Origin of the sequence: Streptomyces sp. NPDC020780, from assembly GCF_044334475.1 — a bacterium.
GTDB lineage: Bacteria > Actinomycetota > Actinomycetes > Streptomycetales > Streptomycetaceae > Streptomyces.
The window spans coordinates 673231-694626 of sequence record NZ_JBIRTB010000001.1; the positions used below are offsets into that span (position 1 = coordinate 673231).

At 70.7% G+C, this 21396-nt stretch carries 15 protein-coding genes and 2 tRNA genes; 9 read left to right on the plus strand and 8 right to left on the minus strand.

The window, feature by feature from the left end:
• The first annotated feature begins 272 nt into the window (after window positions 1-272).
• The 3 genes from ACH4VO_RS03010 (at window position 273) to ACH4VO_RS03020 (ending at window position 6288) form a co-directional block, all read left to right on the plus strand.
• On the plus strand, window positions 273-4142 hold the full coding sequence (locus tag ACH4VO_RS03010; RefSeq protein WP_360984331.1) for an endo-alpha-N-acetylgalactosaminidase family protein: 3870 nt from the start codon (window positions 273-275) through the stop codon (window positions 4140-4142).
• Window positions 4143-4438: 296 nt separating this feature from the next.
• A complete protein-coding gene (locus tag ACH4VO_RS03015) occupies window positions 4439-6022 on the plus strand; it encodes an acyl-CoA carboxylase subunit beta (protein WP_398440852.1) in 1584 nt (527 codons plus the stop codon).
• A 62-nt stretch (window positions 6023-6084) separates the two neighbouring features.
• Window positions 6085-6288: an acyl-CoA carboxylase subunit epsilon gene (locus tag ACH4VO_RS03020; protein ID WP_360998260.1), complete on the plus strand. Its 204-nt coding sequence runs from the start codon at window positions 6085-6087 to the stop codon at window positions 6286-6288.
• Window positions 6289-6388: 100 nt separating this feature from the next.
• Here ACH4VO_RS03020 and ACH4VO_RS03025 read toward each other — a convergent pair whose 3' ends face one another.
• From ACH4VO_RS03025 to ACH4VO_RS03060, 8 genes are all read right to left on the minus strand, one after another.
• Window positions 6389-6970: an ATP/GTP-binding protein gene (locus ACH4VO_RS03025; protein WP_014048542.1), complete on the minus strand. Its 582-nt coding sequence runs from the start codon at window positions 6968-6970 to the stop codon at window positions 6389-6391.
• Window positions 6951-7673, minus strand: a complete 723-nt coding sequence (locus tag ACH4VO_RS03030) for a DUF742 domain-containing protein (RefSeq protein WP_360998262.1) — start codon at window positions 7671-7673, stop codon at window positions 6951-6953. Before ACH4VO_RS03030 ends, ACH4VO_RS03025 begins: the two co-directional genes overlap by 20 nt.
• Window positions 7674-7762: 89 nt before the next feature.
• On the minus strand, window positions 7763-8176 hold the full coding sequence (locus ACH4VO_RS03035) for a roadblock/LC7 domain-containing protein (RefSeq protein WP_030125847.1): 414 nt from the start codon (window positions 8174-8176) through the stop codon (window positions 7763-7765).
• A 10-nt stretch (window positions 8177-8186) separates the two neighbouring features.
• Window positions 8187-11366 carry a nitrate- and nitrite sensing domain-containing protein gene (locus ACH4VO_RS03040; protein WP_360998264.1) on the minus strand — a complete coding sequence of 1060 codons (3180 nt, stop codon included), beginning with the start codon at window positions 11364-11366 and terminating at the stop codon, window positions 8187-8189.
• A gap of 349 nt (window positions 11367-11715) precedes the next feature.
• Window positions 11716-12297: an ATP/GTP-binding protein gene (locus ACH4VO_RS03045; RefSeq protein WP_360998266.1), complete on the minus strand. Its 582-nt coding sequence runs from the start codon at window positions 12295-12297 to the stop codon at window positions 11716-11718.
• Window positions 12278-12685 (minus strand): DUF742 domain-containing protein, encoded by a 408-nt coding sequence (locus tag ACH4VO_RS03050; protein ID WP_003966010.1) that lies wholly within the window; start codon window positions 12683-12685, stop codon window positions 12278-12280. The genes ACH4VO_RS03045 and ACH4VO_RS03050 overlap by 20 nt, the downstream gene beginning before the upstream one ends.
• A gap of 134 nt (window positions 12686-12819) precedes the next feature.
• Window positions 12820-13233, minus strand: a complete 414-nt coding sequence (locus ACH4VO_RS03055) for a roadblock/LC7 domain-containing protein (RefSeq protein WP_006127850.1) — start codon at window positions 13231-13233, stop codon at window positions 12820-12822.
• Between the two features lie 9 nt (window positions 13234-13242).
• A complete protein-coding gene (locus ACH4VO_RS03060; protein ID WP_360998268.1) occupies window positions 13243-17022 on the minus strand; it encodes a nitrate- and nitrite sensing domain-containing protein in 3780 nt (1259 codons plus the stop codon).
• A 609-nt stretch (window positions 17023-17631) separates the two neighbouring features.
• Between ACH4VO_RS03060 and ACH4VO_RS03065 the strand changes: the two genes are divergently transcribed.
• From ACH4VO_RS03065 to ACH4VO_RS03090, 6 genes are all read left to right on the plus strand, one after another.
• Complete coding sequence (locus tag ACH4VO_RS03065; protein WP_360998270.1) at window positions 17632-17814, plus strand: hypothetical protein; 183 nt, start codon at window positions 17632-17634, stop codon at window positions 17812-17814.
• Between the two features lie 224 nt (window positions 17815-18038).
• Window positions 18039-18815, plus strand: coding sequence for a fumarylacetoacetate hydrolase family protein (locus ACH4VO_RS03070; RefSeq protein WP_360998272.1), 777 nt, complete (start codon window positions 18039-18041; stop codon window positions 18813-18815).
• Complete coding sequence (gene gltX / locus ACH4VO_RS03075) at window positions 18808-20280, plus strand: glutamate--tRNA ligase (protein WP_360998274.1); 1473 nt, start codon at window positions 18808-18810, stop codon at window positions 20278-20280. The genes ACH4VO_RS03070 and gltX overlap by 8 nt, the downstream gene beginning before the upstream one ends.
• A gap of 136 nt (window positions 20281-20416) precedes the next feature.
• A complete protein-coding gene (locus ACH4VO_RS03080) occupies window positions 20417-21136 on the plus strand; it encodes an HAD family hydrolase (protein ID WP_360997385.1) in 720 nt (239 codons plus the stop codon).
• Window positions 21137-21220: 84 nt separating this feature from the next.
• Window positions 21221-21292, plus strand: a tRNA-Gln gene (locus ACH4VO_RS03085).
• Window positions 21293-21310: 18 nt separating this feature from the next.
• A tRNA-Glu gene (locus ACH4VO_RS03090) sits at window positions 21311-21383 on the plus strand.
• The last annotated feature ends 13 nt before the right edge of the window (window positions 21384-21396 follow it).

Here is a 21396-nt window from a genome sequence, read left to right on the forward strand (position 1 = left end):
ACAACTCGGCGCTGCAGAAGGGAGTTAGGGAGCTCTCGGTCGAACGGCGTGTGCTCCGCGTGAACAGGAACTGAACGCGAGGACGGTCCACCTGGGCACCTCGGCCGTCCGCCGGGCGCCACCCGGGCCCGCGTCCCGCCACGCACCACCCACCCTGCTCCCACCCTCCGCCGTACCGCACTTGGACTAACGCGCGGGGCTCTTGGACTGGTACGGCCCCCAGGGCCGGAAGCCGTTGACCGGGCGGCCCGGCCCCGCGTTACTCAGTTCCCATGTCGCCCAGATTCCGTTCGGCAGCCGCAGCAGCCGCCGCCTCAGCCGCAGTCCTGGCCCTCGCGGGGACCGCCCTCCCCGCCGCGGCCGCAGACCCGCCTCCCGCCGCCGCGGCCACGGACGCCGCCACCGGTGCCGTCCTCACGTCCGGGGAGCTGTCGGTCGCCGTCGCCGACGACTTCCCGCGCGTCCTGTCGTACACCGACCGGACCGGCGGCGGCCGGCTCACCGGCAGCACCCGGCCCGTCACCACCGTCACGCTCAACGGCGCCGCGCACCCGGTGCACCTCAAGGGCGCGCCCCGGTTCACCGCCGCCGCCGCCCGTTACACCCTGGCCTTCCCCGGCCTGCCCGGCGTCGAGATCGAGGCCGAACTCACCCTCGCCGGACGCACCACCACCTTCTCGGTGACCGCCGTCCGGGACACCGGGGACTTCCGGGTGGGCACCCTGGAGATACCCGGCCACGACCTGATGTCCGTCGCCTCCACCGACGCCGGCGCCGCCACGGCCTTCACCCGCCTCGACCCGGACGCCACGAAGACCGCGGACGTCTTCCGGGACATCACCCCGGACACCCAACCCGACCCCGGGCCGCTCGGCGCCGCCTACGCGATCGTCAACACCGGCTCGCTCGCGGCGGCCATCGAGTCCAACTCCTCGTACGACAAGCCCTCGGGCGCCACCGGGGGCGACGACTCCCGTCTCCGGCACGAGACCCGCAAGGAAGCCGACGGCACGGTACGCGTCGGCGTCGGGTCGGGCCAGTGGACCTACCGCGGCGAAGGAGCACCCGCGCCGGTGAGCGGCGCGGACCTGCCCTGGGCCAAGGTCGTCGTCACCCCCGACGCCAACGGGGACGGGGCGGTCGACTGGCAGGACGGTGCCGTGGCCTTCCGGAGCATCGGCATCATGGCGCCAGGCGGACAGGACACGGCGAACAGGGTCGTGACCCACATCCCGTTCAACTTCGCCAGCCAGGCCACTCACCCCTTCCTGCGCACCCTGGACGACGTCAAGCGGATCTCGCTCGCCACGGACGGCCTCGGTCAGCTCGCGCTGCTCAAGGGCTACGGCTCCGAGGGCCACGACTCCGCCCACCCCGACTACGGCGGGAACTACAATGAGCGGGCCGGCGGGCTGAAGGACCTCAACGCCCTCCTCGCGCGCGGCAGGAAATGGGGCGCCACCTTCGGCGTCCACATCAACGCCACCGAGTCCTACCCCGAGGCCAAGGCCTTCGACGAGCAGCTCGTGGACCGGACGAAACCCGGTTGGAACTGGCTCAACCAGAGCTACTACATCGACCAGCGCCGCGACATCAACAGCGGCGGCCTCGCCCGGCGGCTCCAGCAGCTGCGCGACGAGACGGACCACAACCTCAGCCTGCTCTACGTCGACGTCTACTACTCGCACGGCTGGATCGCCGACCGCACCCTGCGCACCATGCAGCGGCAGGGCTGGAACGTGGCCAGCGAGTGGTCCGACAAGTTCGAGCGGGGCACCCTCTGGTCGCACTGGGCCAACGACCTGAACTACGGCGGCAGGACGAACAAGGGCCTCAACTCGAAGATCATCCGGTTCATCCGGAACAACGAGAAGGACACCTGGAACGACGACCCGGTCCTCGGCCAGAGCGCCCTCGAGGAGTTCGAGGGCTGGACCGGTGAGACCGACTGGAACGCCTTCTACGACAACATCTGGCAGCGGAACCTGCCCGCCAAGTACCTCCAGCAGCAGAAGATCACCCGCTGGCAGGGCAACGACATCACCTTCACCGGCGGCGTCCGCGGCACGGTCGAGGGCGGCGGACGGACCTTCTACGAGCACGGCCGCAAGGTCCTCAGCGGCAGCGGCTACCTTCTGCCGTGGGACGGCGGCAGGAAGCTGTACCACTACAACAAGGTGGGCGGAACGACCAGTTGGGAGGTGCCTGGACACGGCCCGTACACCGTCTACGAGCTCACCGACAACGGCCGGGTCAAGACCGGCACCGTCCGGCCCGCCGGCGGGAGGATCACACTGACGGCGGACGCGGGACAGCCGTACGTCCTCTACCCGGACGCGGCACCGAAGGCGGCCGACCCCCGGTGGGGACAGGACACCCCTGTCGCCGACCCCGGCTTCAACGACGCCGGGCTGGACGACTGGTCCCGGACCGGCACGGTGACCCGTGACACCGACAGCCTCGGCCACCACAGCGCCCGGCTCTCCGGGAGCGCGGCGGCCGCGGTCTCGCAGCGCGTCACCGGTCTGAAGCCCGGGGCGCGGTACACCGCCTCGGCCCTCGTCGAGGTGGAACCCGGACAGACCAGGCGTACCACGCTCTCGGCCGGCGGGAGGTCCGTCACCGTGGAACGCTCCACGGTCCAGGACCAGGTCGCCGCCTCCGAGCGGCACGGCACCTACTTCCAGCGGGCCAAGGTCAACTTCACCGCCCCCGCGGACGGCCGGACCACCCTGCGGATCCAGGCGGACGCCGGCAGCACGGCGCGCGTACGGGCCGACGACGTACGCGTCGTCGCCAACGCCCCGGCGACGAAGCCGGGCACCGTCGTGTACGAGGACTTCGAGGACGTCGACCAGGGCTGGGGGCCCTTCGTGAAGGGCGACGCGGGCGGTTCCACCGACCCCCGCACCAGCATCTCCCAGCTGCACGCCCCGTACACGCAGGCCGGCTGGAACGGGAAGCTCGTCGACGACGTGCTCGACGGCAAGGAGTCCCTCAAGTCCCACGAGGAGAACGCGGGCCTCGTCCACCGCACCGTGCCCTGGACCGTCCCGATGGCCGACGGCCACCGCTACGAGGTCGAGTTCGACTACGTGTCCAGCCACGCGGGGGCGTACGCGTGGGTCGACGGCTACGACCGGACCGGTACCGGCGGCACACCCGTCTCGACCGAGACCCGGACCACGCCGATCGGCCGGCAGCTCACCACCGCCCACTTCTCGCAGACCCTCACCGCCGGCTGCGGGGACACCTGGACCGGACTGCGCAAGCTCGGGGACGCGCCCGACGGTGCCGACTTCGTCCTCGACGGGTTCACCGTGACCGACCTGGGAGCCACCCCCGCCGGCGAACGGGCCGCCTGTGCGACCCTCGCGGTGGCACCGGAGGCGGAGACCCTCGTGCCCGGCGAGCCCCACAGCGTCGAGGCGGTCTTCACCAACCACGAGACGGCCGCGGCCACCGGCGTGGAGGTGGCGCTGGACCTCCCGGACGGCTGGACGGCCCGGCCCGCGGGCGCGGTCACCCCCGGCCCGGTCGCTCCGGGGGGCCGGACCACCGGCACCTGGGAGGTCACCCCGCCGGCGGACGCCGAGTACCGGGCGTACACCCTGCGCGCCCGGGCCTCCTACACGGTCGACGGCACCCCGCGCACCCTCGGCGCGCAGGCCACCGTGCGGACCCTGCCCCCGCCGCCGGTCACCGACAGCTGGGCCGGTGACCTGGACTGGACGGCGTCCGAGAACGGATGGGGGCCGGTAGAGCGCAACCTGTCCAACGGGGAGACGGGCACCGGCGACGGAGGCCCGCTGACGATCGGCGGCGTCACGTACGAGAAGGGCCTCGGCACCCACGCTCCGTCGAAGGTCCGCTACTACCTGGGCGGGAAGTGCACGTCCTTCACCGCCGAGGTCGGTGTGGACGACGCGCAGACCTCGCGCGGCAGCGTGACGTTCTCCGTCAGGGCGGACGGCACGGACAGGGCGACCTCACCCGTGCTGCGGGCGACGGACCCGGCATGGCCGCTCACGGCCGACCTGACCGGCGCCGCGTACGTCGACCTGGTGGTCGGCGACGGCGGGGACGGCAACGGGAACGACCACGCCGACTGGGGCGCCGCGCGCTTCCACTGCGGGAGCTGAGCACGGCGGGTGCCCCGACGGGACACCCCGGGGGGCGGCGCCGGAACCGGCGCCGCCCTCTGCCATTCTGGGGTCCCGCCTCCCCCGCACCGGTGGATCCCGGCGTGGCGCGCACACCGTGATGTGACGTGCGTCATACCGGGCCGTTTGTTGGAGCTCCACAATCGAACAGCCCCGTGAGCTGGTGGATGGGCTGCACGGCCTACCACTTCTGTCAGGTGCCACCAGGAAACGGGGCAGGAGACTGTCCGGTGTGGACGGCGGGATTCTTGGGGCGGGGTTCGTAGGGTCGATGCATGACCGTTGTGGACGAAATCCCGGGCGAGCCGAGTGACACGCGTGGCCGGGTGGCCGAACTGCTGGCGCTGCGCGAGCAGGCACTGCGCGGGCCGGGTGACCGGGCGACCGAGGCGCAGCATGCCAAGGGCAAGCTGACGGCCCGGGAGCGTATCGCGCTGCTGCTGGACGAGGGGTCGTTCAAGGAGGTCGAGCAGTTGCGCCGGCACCGGGCGACGGGGTTCGGCCTGGAGGCGAAGAGGCCGTACACGGACGGTGTGATCACCGGCTGGGGGACGGTGGAGGGGCGGACGGTCTTCGTCTACGCGCATGATTTCCGGATTTTCGGGGGTGCGCTGGGTGAGGCGCACGCGACGAAGATCCATAAGATCATGGACATGGCCATCTCGGCGGGGGCGCCGCTGGTGTCGCTGAACGACGGTGCCGGGGCGCGTATCCAGGAGGGTGTGAGCGCGCTCGCCGGGTACGGGGGCATCTTCCAGCGCAACACGCGGGCCTCGGGTGTGATCCCGCAGATCAGTGTGATGCTCGGTCCGTGCGCGGGTGGCGCGGCCTACAGTCCGGCTCTGACGGACTTCGTGTTCATGGTCCGTGAGACCTCGCAGATGTTCATCACGGGGCCGGACGTGGTCAAGGCGGTCACCGGTGAGGAGATCACGCAGAACGGGCTCGGTGGCGCGGACGTGCACGCCGAGACCTCGGGCGTCGCGCACTTCGCGTACGACGACGAGGAGACCTGCATCGCCGAGGTCCGCTACCTGATCGGCATGCTCCCCTCGAACAACCGGGAGAACCCTCCGGTCGTGGCGAGCGACGACCCCGCAGACCGGCGCGGCGACGCCCTCCTCGACCTCGTCCCGGCTGACGGCAACCGCCCCTACGACATGCACAAGGTCATCGAGGAACTCGTCGACGACGGCGACTTCCTCGAGGTCCACGAACGCTGGGCGCGCAACATCGTCTGCGCGCTGGCCCGCCTGGACGGCCAGGTCGTCGGCATCGTGGCCAACCAGCCCCAGTCGCTGGCCGGCGTCCTGGACATCGAGGCGTCCGAGAAGGCCGCGCGGTTCGTCCAGATGTGTGACGCCTTCAACATCCCGATCGTCACTCTTCTGGACGTACCCGGCTTCCTGCCGGGCGTCGACCAGGAGCACGGTGGGATCATCCGCCACGGTGCGAAGTTGCTGTACGCCTACTGCAACGCGACCGTGCCGCGGATCTCGCTGATCCTGCGCAAGGCCTACGGAGGCGCTTACATCGTGATGGACAGCCAGTCCATCGGCGCCGACCTCACCTACGCGTGGCCGACCAACGAGATCGCGGTCATGGGCGCCGAAGGTGCCGCCAACGTCATCTTCCGCCGTCAGATCGCGGACGCCGAGGACCCCGAAGCCATGCGGGCGCGCATGGTCAAGGAGTACAAGGCCGAACTGATGCACCCCTACTACGCCGCGGAGCGCGGCCTGGTCGACGACGTCATCGACCCCGCCGAGACGCGCGAGGTCCTGATCGCCTCTCTCGCGATGCTCCGCAACAAGCACGCCGACCTGCCGTCCCGCAAGCACGGCAACCCGCCGCAGTAGCCGCAGCCGCCGCAGTGACCCTGACGGCGCCCGCGACCAGCTGCCCAGAAGACGGAGACCCCATGAGTGCTACCCCCGCCGAGTCAGTGCTGCGCGTCGAGAAGGGCCACGCGGGCCCCGAGGAGCTCGCGGCCATCACCGCGGTCCTGCTCGCCCGCGCCGCCTCCCAGCCCGCCACGCCCGCCCGCCGGGGCCGTGACACCGCCGGATGGCGCCGTCTGGAGCGCACCCCCGGTTTCCGCGCCCCGCACAGCTGGCAGGGCTGAGAGCGGCCCCGCGACCGCTCCCCGGCCCTGCCGGGGCCGAACCGGACGAAGGCCCCGTACTCCTCGGAGTACGGGGCCTTCGTCCGGTTCGGTGGCGCGATCAGCGCAGGCGGGCCATCAGGGCGTGCTCGACCAGGGTGATCAGCGCGCTCTTGGCGTCCGCCCGGTGGCGGGCGTCCGTCGTCAGGATGGGGGTGTCCGGTCCGATCTGGAGTGCTTCGCGGACCTCGTCGGGGGTGTAGGGCTGGTGTCCGTCGAAGCCGTTGAGGGCGATGACGAAGGGGAGGCCGCTGTTCTCGAAGTAGTCGACGGCGGGGAAGCAGTCGGCGAGGCGGCGGGTGTCGACGAGGACGACGGCGCCGATGGCGCCGCGGACCAGGTCGTCCCACATGAACCAGAAGCGGTCCTGTCCGGGGGTGCCGAACAGGTAGAGGATCAGGTCCTGGTCCAGGGTGATGCGTCCGAAGTCCATGGCCACCGTGGTGGTGGTCTTGTCGCCGGTGTGAGTGAGGTCGTCGATGCCCGCGGAGGCGGACGTCATCACGGCTTCGGTGCGCAGCGGGTTGATCTCCGAAACGGCACCGACAAACGTGGTCTTACCCACGCCGAAGCCCCCTGCCACCACGATCTTCGCCGAGGTAGTGGAGCGGGCCGCTCCGCCGCTAGAGCTTGCGAAGTCCACTGAGCACCCTTTCGAGCAGTGTCACATCTGGTTGGCCGCCGGCGGCCTCGTCGCCGCCGGGCTGATGGATAGCGACGAGTCCGGCCTCGGCCAGGTCGGCGACGAGGATCCGGGCAACGCCGAGGGGGATCGAGAGGAGCGCCGACACCTCGGCGACCGACTTGATCTCGATGCAGAGCCGGCAGATCCGCTGGTGCTCGGGCAACTGCCCTTGCAGCCTGGCCGGATCGGCCGTCGTGCTGACCAGCGCCTCGATGGCGAGCTGGTACCGCGGCCGGGTCCGGCCACCGGTCATGGCGTACGGACGGACCAGCGGGTTGTGCGCCGCGGGCTCCGACGGCTGCGGAGCCTGCCGCTGCACCGGCTGGATGCGCGAGGGCGGCGCCTCGTACCGCTGCGGCGGCTGCTGATGGTGCGGCTGCTGCTCAGGCCACCCGGACCCCGGCTGCTGCTGCCAGCCGTCGTCATGCCGGGGCTGCTGCCAGCCGGTGTCCTGCTGGTGCTGTTGCTGCCAGCGGTCGTTCTGCTGGGACTGCTGCTGCCAGCCGTCGTTCTGCTGGTGCTCGTACGACTGATACGGCTGGTAAGAGTCTTGCGAACCCTGCCTGCCGTGCGTCGGGGGAGTGCCGAAACGGTTGTCACCCTGCTCACCCGAAACCCGCTGGACGCCCTCGTACGGGTGTCCGTCTGTGGGTGCTGCCACGTTTCCTCCTCCGCCTGCCGGTCGTCGTCCCAGTGGTGCCGCGCCACCGCACCTTATGGTGCGGTGACGAGAAACGCACTGTCTGTCTGTTAGTTAAGAAGACTTCCCTGGAGTTCGGCGCGGAGGTCCGGTGTGAGAACACTCCCGGCGCGGTCGACAAGCAGTGCCATTTCGTACCCGACCAGACCGATATCGGCGTCCGGGTGGGCGAGAACGGCGAGCGAGGACCCGTCAGAAATGGACATGAGGAAGAGGAATCCCCGCTCCATCTCCACAACCGTCTGATTGACCGCGCCGCCCTCGAAGATCCGGGAGGCACCCGCCGTCAGCGACGTCAGACCGGAGGCGACGGCCGCCAGCTGATCGGCGCGGTCACGCGGGAATCCCTCGGACATCGCCAGCAGGAGTCCGTCGGCGGAGACCACCACCGTGTGCGACACCCCGGGGGTGTTGTCCACGAAGTTGGTGATCAACCAGTTGAGATTCTGCGCCGCCTGGCTCATCGGGCTCACACTAACGCTCCTGGTTGTAGGTAGTACTTGTATCCGACCCCGCGGTGCGACCCCGCTGGACGCCCCGGCGCAGGTTGCTCAACCTGCCGCGTACGTCCTCGGGGGCGCGGGAGACCTGGGGGCCGCCCTGCTGGGTCTGCTCCGCCGTGCCCTCGACCAGGTTGGCCTTGGGCACCCGCCGGGGAAGACCGGAGGGGGTGATCCCGCCCGCCTTCGGCTCCCGGAGCTTCTCGGCGCGCTCCCAGCGCTCGTCGTTGGCCGAGCGCCAGTCGTCGGTGCCGTTCGCCGCTGCCGCCTGCTGCTGTGCCGGCTCCGGCGGCCGCTGCCGCTGCTCGGGCGCCTGCTCGCTTCCGCGACCGGTCGGCTGCCAGTGCTGCTGGCCGGCGCCCCGGCGCGGAAGACCCGCCTCCGTGAGCTCCTGACCACTGTTCGGGGTCGGGCCCGGCCGGTCGAAGCCTACGTGTTCCTGCGGCTCGGCGGGAGCACTGGACGCAGATTCCGCTTCGGGCTGCGGAAGCGGCTCGTAGGTCTGCTGGTAGGCACCCTGGTTCGCCCAATCGCCTTGCTGGGGCTGGCCGGACTGCGGGGCGAACGGGTCGGCGTACTGCTCCTGCGACTCCTGCGGAGCCGCGTACCCGGCCTCCGCATAGCCGTCCTGCTGGGAGGGCCCGGGGAAAGTGCCCTCGGCGCCGTACGGCTCGTAGCCGCCCTCGTAGGCGGGCTGTGCGAACGCCTGGGGCTCCTGGGCGTACGCCTGCGGCGCGTACTGCTGGGCGCCGAAGCTGTCCTGGGTGTAGGCCTGCCGGTCCGCGTCCTCACCGGGGAACGCCGGCTGTTCGCCGCCCGTCTGCGCATCCAGGGCCGCCCGCCGCTCCTCCCGCATGAGCGAGCGGTTGACCGGGTCCAGCCGCGGGGAGTCCGCCGCCGGCGTCTCGTAGCGCGAGTCGTCGAAGCCGAGCTCCGCCGCCGTACGCACGGGGACCTGCGGCGGCATCGGGTCGAACGCCTGCTGCTGCGCGGGCATGATCGAGGAGACCGTGAAGTCGTCCTGCGGCAGCCCCTCGCCGCCACCACCATGGGTGATCGCGTCCGGCAGCATGACCAGCGACGTCGTCCCCGCCTGCTCGCCCGAGGGGCGCAGCTGGACGCGGATCCCGTGCCGGTCGGCCAGCCGGCCGACCACGAACAGGCCCATCCGCTGGGACACCGCTGCGTCCACCGTCGGCGGGTTGGCCAGCTTGTGGTTGATGTCGGCGAAGTCCTCGGCGGTCAGGCCGATTCCCTTGTCGTGGATCTCGACCATGAGCCGGCCGTCCGGCAGCCGGGTCGCCGTCACGCGCACCTTGGTCTGCGGCGAGGAGAACGTGGTCGCGTTCTCCAGCAGCTCGGCCAGCAGGTGGACGAGGTCGGTCACGGCCTGGCCGTGGATCTCGCTCTCCGGTACACCGGTGAGCTCGATGCGCTCGTAGGACTCCACCTCGGAGGACGCGGCCCGCAGCACGTCGACCAGCGGCACCGGCTGGTTCCAGCGGCGGCCGGGCTCCTCGCCGGCGAGCACGAGGAGGTTCTCGCCGTTGCGGCGCATACGCGTGGCCAGGTGGTCCAGCTTGAAGAGGCTCTCCAGCTGGTCCGGGTCGGCCTCGTTGTTCTCCAGGTCGGTGATGAGGGTCAGCTGGCCCTCGATGAGCGACTGGTTGCGGCGCGAGAGGTTGGTGAAGATCGCGTTGACGTTGCCCCGGAGCATGGCCTGCTCGGCCGCGAGCCGGACCGCCTCGCGGTGCACCTGGTCGAAGGCGCGGGCGACCTCACCGATCTCGTCCCTGCTGTCGATCGGGATGGGCTGCACCCGGGTGTCCACCCGGCCGGGCTCGGTCCGCGACAGCTGGTCGACCAGCATCGGCAGCCGCTGCTCGGCGATCCCGAAGGCGGCCGTACGCAGCCGGCGCATGGAGCGGCTCATCTGACGGGCCATGAGGCCGGCGATGACGAAGGCGGCCAGCAGGGCGACGAGCACGATCGCGCCGTTGACGAAGGCGTCGGTCTTCGCGGCGGACGAGATCTCCGCCGCCTCGGTCACGGCCTTGTCCACGAGTTCGTTCTCGACCGTGGTGTAGCCGTCGAACTTCGCGGTGGCGGCGGCCATCCACGTCTCGGGGGTGATCCCCTTGGCCTTCAGCTGCTTCGGGTCCTTGCCCTGCCCGATCTGCTGGGCCATGCCGTCGAAGACCGAGCCGTCGACGCTCGGCGGTATGACGAACGGATCCCCGGCGGCCTCGGCCTGCGCCTTGGCCTCCTGGAGCCGCTTCGCACCCTCGGCGGCCTTGGCCGCCATGACCTCCTTGAGCCGGGCCGCGTCGGCCTCCGTACCGCCGGAGACGAACTCGCCGAGGGCGATCTGCTCCAGGTAGTTGTACGAGCCGAACGCCTTGACCTGGTCGTTGAACGTGCCGTCCTCCTGGCTCGGGCGCACCAGGAGGTGCATGCCGATCGAGCGCTGAAGCGATTCTGCAGCCTTGGCCAGCTCGATCGCGTAGACGGTCCGGCCGTAGCTGGTGATGTTGCCGGTGCCGAGGCCGAGCTCGTTGGAGAACTCCATCAACGAGTGCTGGACCTTGGTGTAGCCCTCTTCCGTCTTCACCGGGTCCATCGCCTCGGCGTAGGCGGCCTTGCGCAGTTCGGGGAGGAGCGGCTCCTCGACCTTGAACAGCTTCAGGCGGCGCTCCAGGCCCCGCTTGGCCGGCATGCCCCGCACGGCGGTGTCGAACTTCGACGCGGCCTCGTCGGTGGTGGCCCGGGCCTGCTCGACCTCGGCGGCGGTGCGCTTGTTGGACAGCAGCGGCTGGGCGGTGAGGTCACGCTCGTTCAGCAGCGCCTGTCCGTACTCCGCGGCGGCGCGGACGACCAGGGCCGTCTTCTCGGCGTCCTGGGCCTCGTTCCAGGTGTCGATCGACCCCTTCACCTGGAAGCCGCCCATGACCAGGCCGACGACGGCCGGGATGAGGAGGATCGCGTTCAGCCGCGTGGGCACCCGCCAGTTGCGCGGTGACAACCGGCTGCTGCTGCCCCCACCTGCCGGTTCAGCCCGGGGCGGCTCCGGTGACGGCGACACCGCAGCGCGCGGCGGCGGGGTGAAGTTGCCCCGCTCCGGCTGCGCCGCGGAGCCCTCGTTGCTTCGCCTCACTCGACCAACAACCTCTCGGCGTCGGCACCTACGTTGTGCCGGATTATCGTTCAGGGGCCGTACTACTGGGTAGTTCGAGGCATTGCAGCACGCGGACGGGTCGCGTTCCAAACAGTCGGAATGAGGGATTCCGAGTGGCTCACGCCTTGGATAAAACGGGCATAAAGAGCGAGCCCCGTCAAAAGGCGGGGCTCATGTGAGCGCAGTGGTACCGATCGGATGCGTCGGGTGGCGATGTGGTTCCAATTCTCTGTCGAAACGTTATGAACACGGGGGCGGATCGTGTCAAAGGACACAGTCCGCCCCCTTGCGACTACAGCAAGTTCCGTAGGGCAATACCGACTTGCGGTTACTTGAGCCTTGCCATCAGGGCGTGCTCGACCAGGGTGATCAGCGCGCTCTTGGCGTCCGCCCGGTGGCGGGCGTCCGTCGTCAGGATGGGGGTGTCCGGTCCGATCTGGAGTGCTTCGCGGACCTCGTCGGGGGTGTAGGGCTGGTGTCCGTCGAAGCCGTTGAGGGCGATGACGAAGGGGAGGCCGCTGTTCTCGAAGTAGTCGACGGCGGGGAAGCAGTCGGCGAGGCGGCGGGTGTCGACGAGGACGACGGCGCCGATGGCGCCGCGGACCAGGTCGTCCCACATGAACCAGAAGCGGTCCTGTCCGGGGGTGCCGAACAGGTAGAGGATCAGGTCCTGGTCCAGGGTGATGCGTCCGAAGTCCATGGCCACCGTGGTGGTGGTCTTGTCGCCGGTGTGAGTGAGGTCGTCGATGCCCGCGGAGGCGGACGTCATCACGGCTTCGGTGCGCAGCGGGTTGATCTCCGAAACGGCACCGACAAACGTGGTCTTACCCACGCCGAAGCCCCCTGCCACCACGATCTTCGCCGATGTGGTGGCGCGGGCGGTCCCGCCGCTAGAGCTTGCGAAGTCCACTGAGCACCCTTTCGAGCAGTGTCACATCCGGCGCGCCGCCGGCCTCTCCGTTGCCCGGCTGGTGGATGGCCACCATGCCGGCTTCCGCCAGGTCCGCCACGAGGATCCTGGCCACGCCCAGCGGCATGGACAGCAGGGCCGAGACCTCGGCCACCGACTTGACCTCGCGGCAGAGGTGGCAGATCCGCTGGTGCTCCGGGAGCAGGGTCCCGAGGTGAGCGGGGTCTGCCGTCGTGCTGACCAGCGCCTCTATCGCGAGCTGGTAACGCGGCCGGGTCCGGCCGCCGGTCATGGCATAGGGACGGACCAGCGGCTGGTCGCCTTCACCGTCGTACGACGCGTGGTGCAGTGCGCCGTACGGATCAGGTGAGGCGGGTGGCGGGGTCATGAATCCTCCGGGCGTGACAGCAGGGTGTCGCCTTGCCGTCGGAAGGGGCCGGTGAGGGGACTGGGACGGCCGGACGGGTGAGGGTTTTGAGTAGTACCTGGGGGGATCGCGTCAGGTGACTGCCGCGGGGCCGCCTAGTGGAGCAGACTCCCCTGTAGTTCGGCACGGAGGTCGGGGGTGAGTACGGTCCCCGCGCGGTCGACCAGGAGAGCCATCTCGTATCCCACCAGGCCGATGTCCGCGTCCGGGTGGGCGAGAACGGCGAGCGAGGATCCGTCCGAGATGGACATGAGGAAGAGGAACCCGCGTTCCATCTCCACGACGGTCTGGCTCACGGCGCCGCCTTCGAAGATCCGGGAGGCACCCGCCGTCAGCGACGTCAGACCGGAGGCGACGGCCGCCAGCTGATCGGCGCGGTCACGCGGGAAACCTTCGGACATCGCCAGCAGCAGGCCATCCGCGGAGACCACCACCGTGTGCGACACCCCAGGGGTGTTGTCCACGAAGTTGGTGATCAGCCAGTTCAGATTCTGCGCGGCCTGACTCATGGGGCTCAACTAACGCTCCTGCTGGTGAGTGGGGCCGAGTTGGAAACTGCCGGTAGACGGGCCGTTGTTGGCCTGCCGTCCCTGCTGGATGCCCCGGCGGAGATTGGTCAGACGGCCACGTACGTCATCGGGCGCACGCGAGACCTGAGGTCCGGACTGATGATTCTGCTGCTGAGCAGTGCCCGGCACCAAATTGGCACGTGGGACCCGGCGAGGCAGCCCGGACGTGGTGATCCCGCCTGCGGCGGGCTTCTTGACCCGCTCCGCCTGCCGTACGAGTTCGTCGTTGGGCGAAGCGCGCCAGGAACTGGTGGCGCCGGTGTCGGCCGCGCCGCGCCGGGGCGCGGACGGAGCCGGGTCCCCGGCGGACTCCGGAGCGTCCGGTGCCTGCGGCTCGGCGGCGGGCGGCTGCTGGCCGCCCTGCTGCGGGCCGTGGAACCAGTTCGTCTCCAGCGTGTCGTAGAGCGGCGTGCGCCCGTCACCCGGACCGGCCGGCGGCAGGGCCTCCGGCAGCGCCGGGCGGCGCGGCGGCTCACCCGCGGACGGGGCCGGCACGTGCGGTGCGCCGAAGTCGGGGCCGCCCTGCCGGCGGGGCGGGTGCATCTGCTGGTGCTGGGACGCCTGGCCGAAGCCCTGGTCCTGGCCGCCGAAGCCCTGGTTCTGCGGGACCTGGCCGAAGCTCTGGTCCTGGCCGCCGAAGCCCTGGTTCTGCGGGACCTGGCCGAAGCTCTGGCCCTGCTGCGCCTGATGGTTCCCGAACCCCTGGTCCTGCGGCCGGGGCGCGCCGAAGTCGGGGCGGGCGAACTGCGCCGTGCTCGCCGGGTCCGCACCCTGCGGCGGCTGCGGCGCGGAGAAGTCCGGGCGGGCGAACTCGGCGGTGGCGTCGGGGCCCTGACGGTCGTACGTCGGAGGGCGCTGGTCCGGCGTGTCGAACGGCCGGCCAGGGCCGCCCTGGCGGGTGAACGCGCCCGTGTCGGAGTCCTCGTGGCCGCGCGGGGAATCCAGCGGCGTACGACGGGGCGCGCCCTGCTCCTCGACGCCCCAGCTCGTGCTCTGGGGGCGCTGCGGCTGCGGGGTGCCACCGGGCAGCTCCGCACGCGGTCCGCCGGACGGCGGGAGCTGACGCCCGGGGCCGCCGGGCTGCTGGAAGCCGCCCTGCCCGCCCTGGTCGTGCTGTGCCTGCTGCGGCTGCGGGGCCTGGCGTGCGGGCAGGCCGCTCTGCCGGCCGGGCTGACCCGGACCGGAGTGACCGAACAGGTTCGTGCCGCTGGCTTCCGCACCGCCGGAGGGGTCCTGCCGGCCGTGGGCGCCCGACCGGGTGCCGCCGAAGGCGCCGGAGAGCCCGCCGCCCTGACGGGGTGCCTCGGGCCTGCCCCGGTTCGGCAGCCCGGGGCCCTGCCGGCCCGCGTCGGCGCCCTGCTGCGGCGGGCGCGGCCCGCCGTCACGGGAGGGCAGCGCGGCCCGCGGACCCGAGCCCGCAGCGACTCCGCGCGGGGCACCCGACCCGAATCCCTCGGCGGGAGCCGCAGGGCCGCCACCGAGGCCGGGGCGCTGGCCGCCGGCCGCGCCACCGGCGAGGAGACCGCCGGGGGCACCGCCCTGCTGTCCCTGACCGGGCTTCGCCGGCGGCTGCTTGCCGCCGTGCGCGACCTCCATGGGCAGCATGACCAGCGCGGTCGTACCGCCGGAGTCGGAGGGGCGCAGCTGGATCCGGATGCCGTGGCGCAGCGACAGCCGGCCGACCACGAACAGGCCCATGCGGCGGGAGACCGAGACGTCCACGGTGGGCGGCGAGGCGAGCCGCTCGTTGATCGCGGCCAGGTCCTCCGGGGAGAGGCCGATGCCGGTGTCGTGGATCTCGACGAGCACCCGCCCGTCGGGCAGCGCGTGACCGGTGACCCGGACCTTCGTCTGCGGCGAGGAGAACGACGTGGCGTTCTCCAGCAGCTCGGCGAGCAGGTGCACGAGGTCGTTGACGACGCGGCCGGCCACTTCGGTGGCGGGCACCGCGGCCAGTTCGATGCGCTCGTACTGCTCCACCTCGGAGGCGGCGGCCCGGAGGACGTCGACGAGCGGCACGGGCCGCGTCCAGCGGCGGCCGGGCTCCTCGCCCGCGAGGACGAGGAGGTTCTCGCCGTTCCGGCGCATACGGGTCGCGAGGTGGTCGAGCTTGAAGAGCGAGGACAGCTGGTCCGGGTCGGCCTCGCGGGACTCCAGTTCGGAGATGAGCGAGAGCTGACGCTGGATGAGCCCCTGGCTGCGGCGCGAGAGGTTGGTGAACATCGCGTTGACGTTGCCTCGCAGCAGCGCCTGCTCGGCGGCCAGACGGACCGCCTCGCGGTGCACGTCGTCGAAGGCCGCGGCCACCTTGCCGATCTCGTCCCGGGAGTGCACACCGACCGACTCGACGGAGGTGTCGACGTCCTGCGGGTCCGTCTCGGAGAGTTGTTTGACGAGCTCGGGCAGCCGGTCCTGGGCGACCCGGGTCGCGGTGTCCTGCAGCCGCCGCAGCGAGCGGATCATGGACCGCGCCACGACGAAGGCGCCGACCAGCGAGACGCCGAGGACGATGAGGATGACGGCACCGTTGAGGATGGCGTCGCGCTGCGACTCCTCACGGAGTTCACGGGCCTTGCTGTCCATCTGACCCAGCAGGGTCGACTCGATGGTCTTCATGGCCTGGATCTCGTTCGAGGCCTGGTCGTACCAGTCCTTGTACGAGCGGGTCTTGCTGCCCTCCATGCCCAGCGGGCTGTCGAGCACCTTCTTCGCGTACATGTCGGCAGCCGTGATCTCGGGGTTGCCGTTCTCCAGCGGGGCGATGAGCTCCGCCGAGCTGTTGCCGGTGGTCTCGTACGTCGTCTCGAACGTCTTGCGCGCCAGGTCTTCCTTGGTGAGCGCGTTGCGGCCGAAGGCCTGCTCGTTCTCGTCGAGGTCCGTCTTGGTGCTGCCACCGCCGGGCAGGGCCGCCGCGATGACCGCGCGCTGGATCGACGCGTACTCCTTGGAGGAGGAGAAGGCCGCCAGGGCGCGGGTCCGCTTGATCATGTCCGGGTTGCTGGTCGCCTGCGCCATGTCCTGCGACAGACTCAGCAGCGAGGTGATCAGCTGGCTGTACCGGTCGATCGTGTTGAGGCTGGGGGCGTCGGCCGCGTACGCGTCCTTGCGGATGCTCGTGATGTCGCCGAGCTGGTTGCCGATCTGGCTGACGCTCGCGTGGATGCTGTCCAGGGCCGCGTCGCCCGGGGTGTTGCCGATCTCGTCGGTGGCCTCGAAGAAGGCGTCCTTGGCCCGGTCGGTCCGCTTGCGGGGTTCGGAGACCTCGAAGTCGGTGGCCTTACCGCCGTTGGACAGGGGGCCGGCCGAACTGTCGCGCTCCTCCTGGAGCGCGTTGGCCAGCGCGGTCGCCTGCTTGGTCATCTCGGTGAGCAGCTGCATGTGCTCGAGCTGGTCCATGTCGTTCATGGACTCGTTGATGCGCAGTCCGCCCAGCGTGGTCGCCGCGACCACCGGCAGGGCGAGCAGGGAGACCAGACGCGTGCTGATGCGCCAGTTGCGCAGCGCCATACGGGAACCGGTGCTGGGGGGCCCGACCGGCTTCAGGGACGGCGCGGCGTCGGCGCCTCCGCCCGCCGCTCCCGGACGCTGGGCCCGGTCGCCGCCCTCGCCGGCCGCGGACTGCCCGGGAGTCTGGGCATGCTGGGGCGAGGAACCGCGGTCGTTCCCGCCGCGCGGCTCCTGATCCGCCGGAGCATCCCCTCGGCCCTGGCGGGGCTGGGGAGACCCCATGCCATCCCTCTTGAAACGTCCCTGCACTAGCGTCGCAACCTCTGGACCAGGCGTCCCTCCCGCTGGTGCGGGCGGGACGGTGTCGGCGTCTCGGGGCGCTGGACGCGCCCCATGGTGGTCGTGAGTGACCGGCGTACTTCCCCCTCACCGCCGCTCACTCGGCGCTGCGTTGCGCCCCTGCGCGCCGGGTCTGAACCCGCGGCGGTGCGTGGAATTCCAGCACAGTGGCGGATCTCCAACAAGGCCCACGTACCGGGCTGTGACCTGGATGACACGGTGTGATGGACGCGTAACAAGCGGTGGAGCGCGTTCCGGTACGAACCGGATGATTCAGGGTGGGCCGCACGGCGCTCCGGGGTGTCCCAGTCGACATGATCGGCAGCGGAATGAGAGATTCGCTTACGCATTGTCCGTTTTGGATCGCGCCATCGGCCGTCCGCTATGGGTGAATTGTCGGCAACTTCGTGAGCAAACTCACATCATGATCGCCGTCTCATCCCGACTCCGCGGGGGAATCGGATGTTTAGCCTGGCGCTTTACAGGGATAGCGAAACCGACAACCGGCGTCCCCTCCGGGCGGCGCCCCGGCGACAAGGGTCCGAACGGCAGATGAAGACGACGATGACGTTCCGCAACATTGCCAACCCCCGGCGCACCACGCTGGCGCACCTCAAGGACGCCGAGGCGCTGCGCACACCGGAGCGGCCGGAGCACGCGGTCGACCTGCCCACCCAGACGGCCAACCCCCGCCGCACCATCCTCATGGAAGCCCCCGCTCCGGCCGGCGACTGACACGCCGGGCCGGCCTCCTCCCGGCCCGGCTCCCGCGGCACCCGCCCCGCCTCGGCGCGCGGCTCCGGAACAAAGCCCTGGTGGCCCCGCTGCCAGGGCTTCCGGCCGTACCGCGCCGCACCGGCACCGGACGGCGCTCCCGCCAGGGGGAACCGTGCCGGGCAAGGCGATAGCCTGGAGCGTCAGTCTTCAGTCAGCCAGCAAGTGAGGGGCGACAGCATCCCGTGCGCATCGCCAGGTTCTCCATCGACGGCAATGTCGCCTTCGGCGCGGTCGAGGGCGACAGCCCCGACAGCCTCGTCCTCGACATCATCAAGGGCATCCCGTACGCCGACTTCGAACTCTCCGGGACCAAGGTCCCGCTGAAGAAGGTCCGGCTGCTGCCGCCCGTGCTCCCCAACAAGGTCGTGGCCATCGGCCGCAACTACGCGGAACACGCCGCCGAGCTCGGCAACGAGGTCCCGGATGTGCCCGTCGCCTTCTTCAAGCCCACCACCTCGGTGATCGGCTCGGGCGACTCCGTCGTGTACCCCTCCTTCTCGGAGGAGCTGCACCACGAGGCCGAGCTGGCCGTGGTGATCGGCCGCATGTGCCGCGAAGTCCCGCGTGAGCGCGTCAAGGACGTCATCTTCGGTTACACCTGCGCCAACGACGTCACCGCCCGCGACGTCCAACGCCGTGAGAACCAGTGGGCCCGGGCGAAGGGCTTCGACACCTCCTGCCCCCTGGGGCCCTGGGTGGAGACGGACATCGACCCCTCCGACCTGGCGATCCAGGCCACGGTCAACGGTGAGCAGCGCCAGCTCGGCCGCACGAGCGACATGATCCGGTCCGTCGAGGACCTGGTCGTCCACATCACCGAAGCCATGACGCTGCTTCCGGGCGACGTGATCCTCACCGGAACCCCCGCAGGGGTCGGGCCCCTGCACGTCGGCGACGAGGTCGCCGTCACCATCGAAGGCATCGGCACTCTCACCAACAAGGTGATCAAGCGTGGTTAACGCACCAGTCCGCGTACGTTTCTGTCCCTCCCCGACCGGCAACCCCCACGTGGGCCTGGTCCGCACCGCCCTGTTCAACTGGGCCTTCGCCCGGCATCACCAGGGCACCCTGGTCTTCCGTATCGAGGACACCGACGCGGCCCGTGACTCCGAGGACTCCTACAACCAGCTGCTGGAGTCGATGCGATGGCTGGGACTGGACTGGGACGAGGGCCCCGAGACCGGCGGCCCGCACGCCCCGTACCGCCAGTCGCAGCGGATGGACCTCTACAAGGACGTCGCGGGCAAGCTGCTGGCCGGGGGGTACGCCTACCCGTGCTACTGCACCACCGAGGAGCTCGACACCCGCCGCGACGCCGCCCGCGCGGCCGGCAAGCCGTCGGGCTACGACGGTCACTGCCGCGACCTGAGCGACGAGCGGAAGGCCGCGTACGAGGCCGAGGGCCGCACCTCGATCGTCCGCTTCCGGATGCCCGACGAGGCGATCACCTTCACCGACCTGGTCCGCGGCGACATCACCGTCCAGCCGGAGAACGTGCCGGACTACGGCATCGTCCGCGCCAACGGCGCCCCGCTCTACACGCTGGTCAACCCGGTCGACGACGCGCTGATGGAGATCACCCACGTCCTGCGCGGCGAGGACCTGCTCTCCTCCACCCCGCGCCAGATCGCCCTGTACCGGGCGCTCATCGAGCTGGGCATCGCCAAGGACACCCCCGCCTTCGGTCACCTCCCCTACGTCATGGGGGAGGGCAACAAGAAGCTCTCCAAGCGTGACCCGCAGGCCTCGCTCAACCTCTACCGCGAGCGCGGTTTCCTGCCCGAGGGGCTGCTCAACTACCTCTCGCTGCTGGGCTGGTCGATCGCCGAGGACCGCGACATCTTCACCCGCGACGAGCTGGTCGCCGCGTTCGACATCGCCGACGTCAACGCCAACCCGGCCCGCTTCGACCTGAAGAAGTGCGAGCACATCAACGCCGAGCACCTGCGCGCGATGGACGTGAAGGCGTTCACCGAGGCGTGCGGTCCGTGGCTGAGGGCTCCGTTCGCCCCCTGGGACCCCGAGGCGTTCGACGCCGCGCAGTTCGCCGAGATCGCCCCGCACGCGCAGACCCGTGTGACCGTTCTCTCCGACATCACGGCCAACGTCGACTTCCTCTTCCTGGACGAGCCCGTCGAGGACGAGGCGTCCTGGAACAAGGCCATGAAGGAGGGCTCCGACGCCCTCCTCGTGACGGCCCGTGCCGAGCTGATCGCCGCCGAGTGGCACGCCGAGGCCCTCAAGGCCGCCGTCCTGGCCGCAGGCGAGCAGCACGGCCTGAAGCTCGGCAAGGCGCAGGCCCCGGTCCGCGTGGCCGTCACCGGCCGTACGGTGGGCCTCCCGCTCTTCGAGTCCCTGGAGATCCTGGGCCGCGAGAAGACGATCGCCCGCATCGACGCGGCGCTGGCGAAGCTGGCCGCGTAGCCGATGCCCCGGGTGGGCGGTCACGGGCGCGTCCCGTGACCGCCCACCGGCGTTTTCCGGACGGGAAGGCCCACATCCGCGGCGGAGTTCCGGCACTTCGCAGCGGGCGGCGAGGGCGGGCGGTAGGTTCGGGACCATGGCCATCCGCGCCGTCCTGTGGGACATCGACGACACGATCTTCGACTACTCGGGGGCCGACCGCGTCGGGATGCGCAAGCATCTGGAGATCGAGGGTCTGCCCGAGGGGTACGCCTCCACGCGCCAGGCACTGGACGCCTGGAAAGCGGTCACGGACGTGCAGTGGGCGCGTTTCGCCGCCGGGGAGATCGACTTCCCGGGGCAGCGGCGGGAGCGTGTACGGGCGTTCCTGGGGAGGTGGCTGAGCGACGGGGAGGCGGACAGCTGGTTCGGCCGGCACGCCGCCCACTACGAGGCCGCCTGGCAGCTCTTCCCGGATACCCTGCCGGCCCTGGACCGCCTGGCGGGAAGCTTCCGGCACGCCGTCCTGTCGAACTCCAGCATCCACAACCAGGACCGCAAGCTGCGGGCACTCGGCGTGCGGGACCGCTTCGAGGCGGTGGTGTGCGCTGTGGAGCTCGGGGTCTCCAAGCCGGAGGCGGCGGCGTTCCACGCGGCGTGCCGGGCGCTCGCGCTGGACCCGCACGAGGTGGCGTACGTGGGTAACGAGCCCGACATCGACGCGGGCGGTGCCGTGGCCGCGGGGCTCACCGGGATCTGGCTGGACCGCGCGGGGCTCGGCGGCCGGCCCGAGCTGGTCCGGATCACCGGGCTCGACGAGCTTCCCGGCCTGCTGGCGGGCGATACCCGTTTTGGAGCGCCGGACACCTTCAGGTAATGTTCTTCCTGCGCCGCCCGAGCGGGCCGGAAGATCCGGTCGGGAAGCGCGACAGAGACAAAGCCCTCAGGGGTTGCGTTTCAGTGGGCTATGGTGTAATTGGCAACACTACGGTTTCTGGTACCGTCATTCTAGGTTCGAGTCCTGGTAGCCCAGCGCAAGATCGAAGTACAAGCCCCCGTTGTGTAGCGGCCTAGCACGCTGCCCTCTCACGGCAGTAGCGCCGGTTCGAATCCGGTCGGGGGTACAGATCCATCCCG

Coding starts and splice junctions, on each gene's coding strand:
- ACH4VO_RS03050 (WP_003966010.1), bottom strand. CDS start 12,685: ATGACCCCGCCACCCGCCTCACCTGATCCGTACGGCGCACTGCACCAC.
- ACH4VO_RS03035 (WP_030125847.1), bottom strand. CDS start 8,176: ATGAGCCAGGCGGCGCAGAATCTCAACTGGTTGATCACCAACTTCGTG.
- ACH4VO_RS03020 (WP_360998260.1), top strand. CDS start 6,085: ATGAGTGCTACCCCCGCCGAGTCAGTGCTGCGCGTCGAGAAGGGCCAC.
- ACH4VO_RS03060 (WP_360998268.1), bottom strand. CDS start 17,022: ATGGGGTCTCCCCAGCCCCGCCAGGGCCGAGGGGATGCTCCGGCGGAT.
- ACH4VO_RS03080 (WP_360997385.1), top strand. CDS start 20,417: ATGGCCATCCGCGCCGTCCTGTGGGACATCGACGACACGATCTTCGAC.
- ACH4VO_RS03010 (WP_360984331.1), top strand. CDS start 273: ATGTCGCCCAGATTCCGTTCGGCAGCCGCAGCAGCCGCCGCCTCAGCC.
- ACH4VO_RS03015 (WP_398440852.1), top strand. CDS start 4,439: ATGACCGTTGTGGACGAAATCCCGGGCGAGCCGAGTGACACGCGTGGC.
- ACH4VO_RS03055 (WP_006127850.1), bottom strand. CDS start 13,233: ATGAGTCAGGCCGCGCAGAATCTGAACTGGCTGATCACCAACTTCGTG.
- ACH4VO_RS03065 (WP_360998270.1), top strand. CDS start 17,632: ATGAAGACGACGATGACGTTCCGCAACATTGCCAACCCCCGGCGCACC.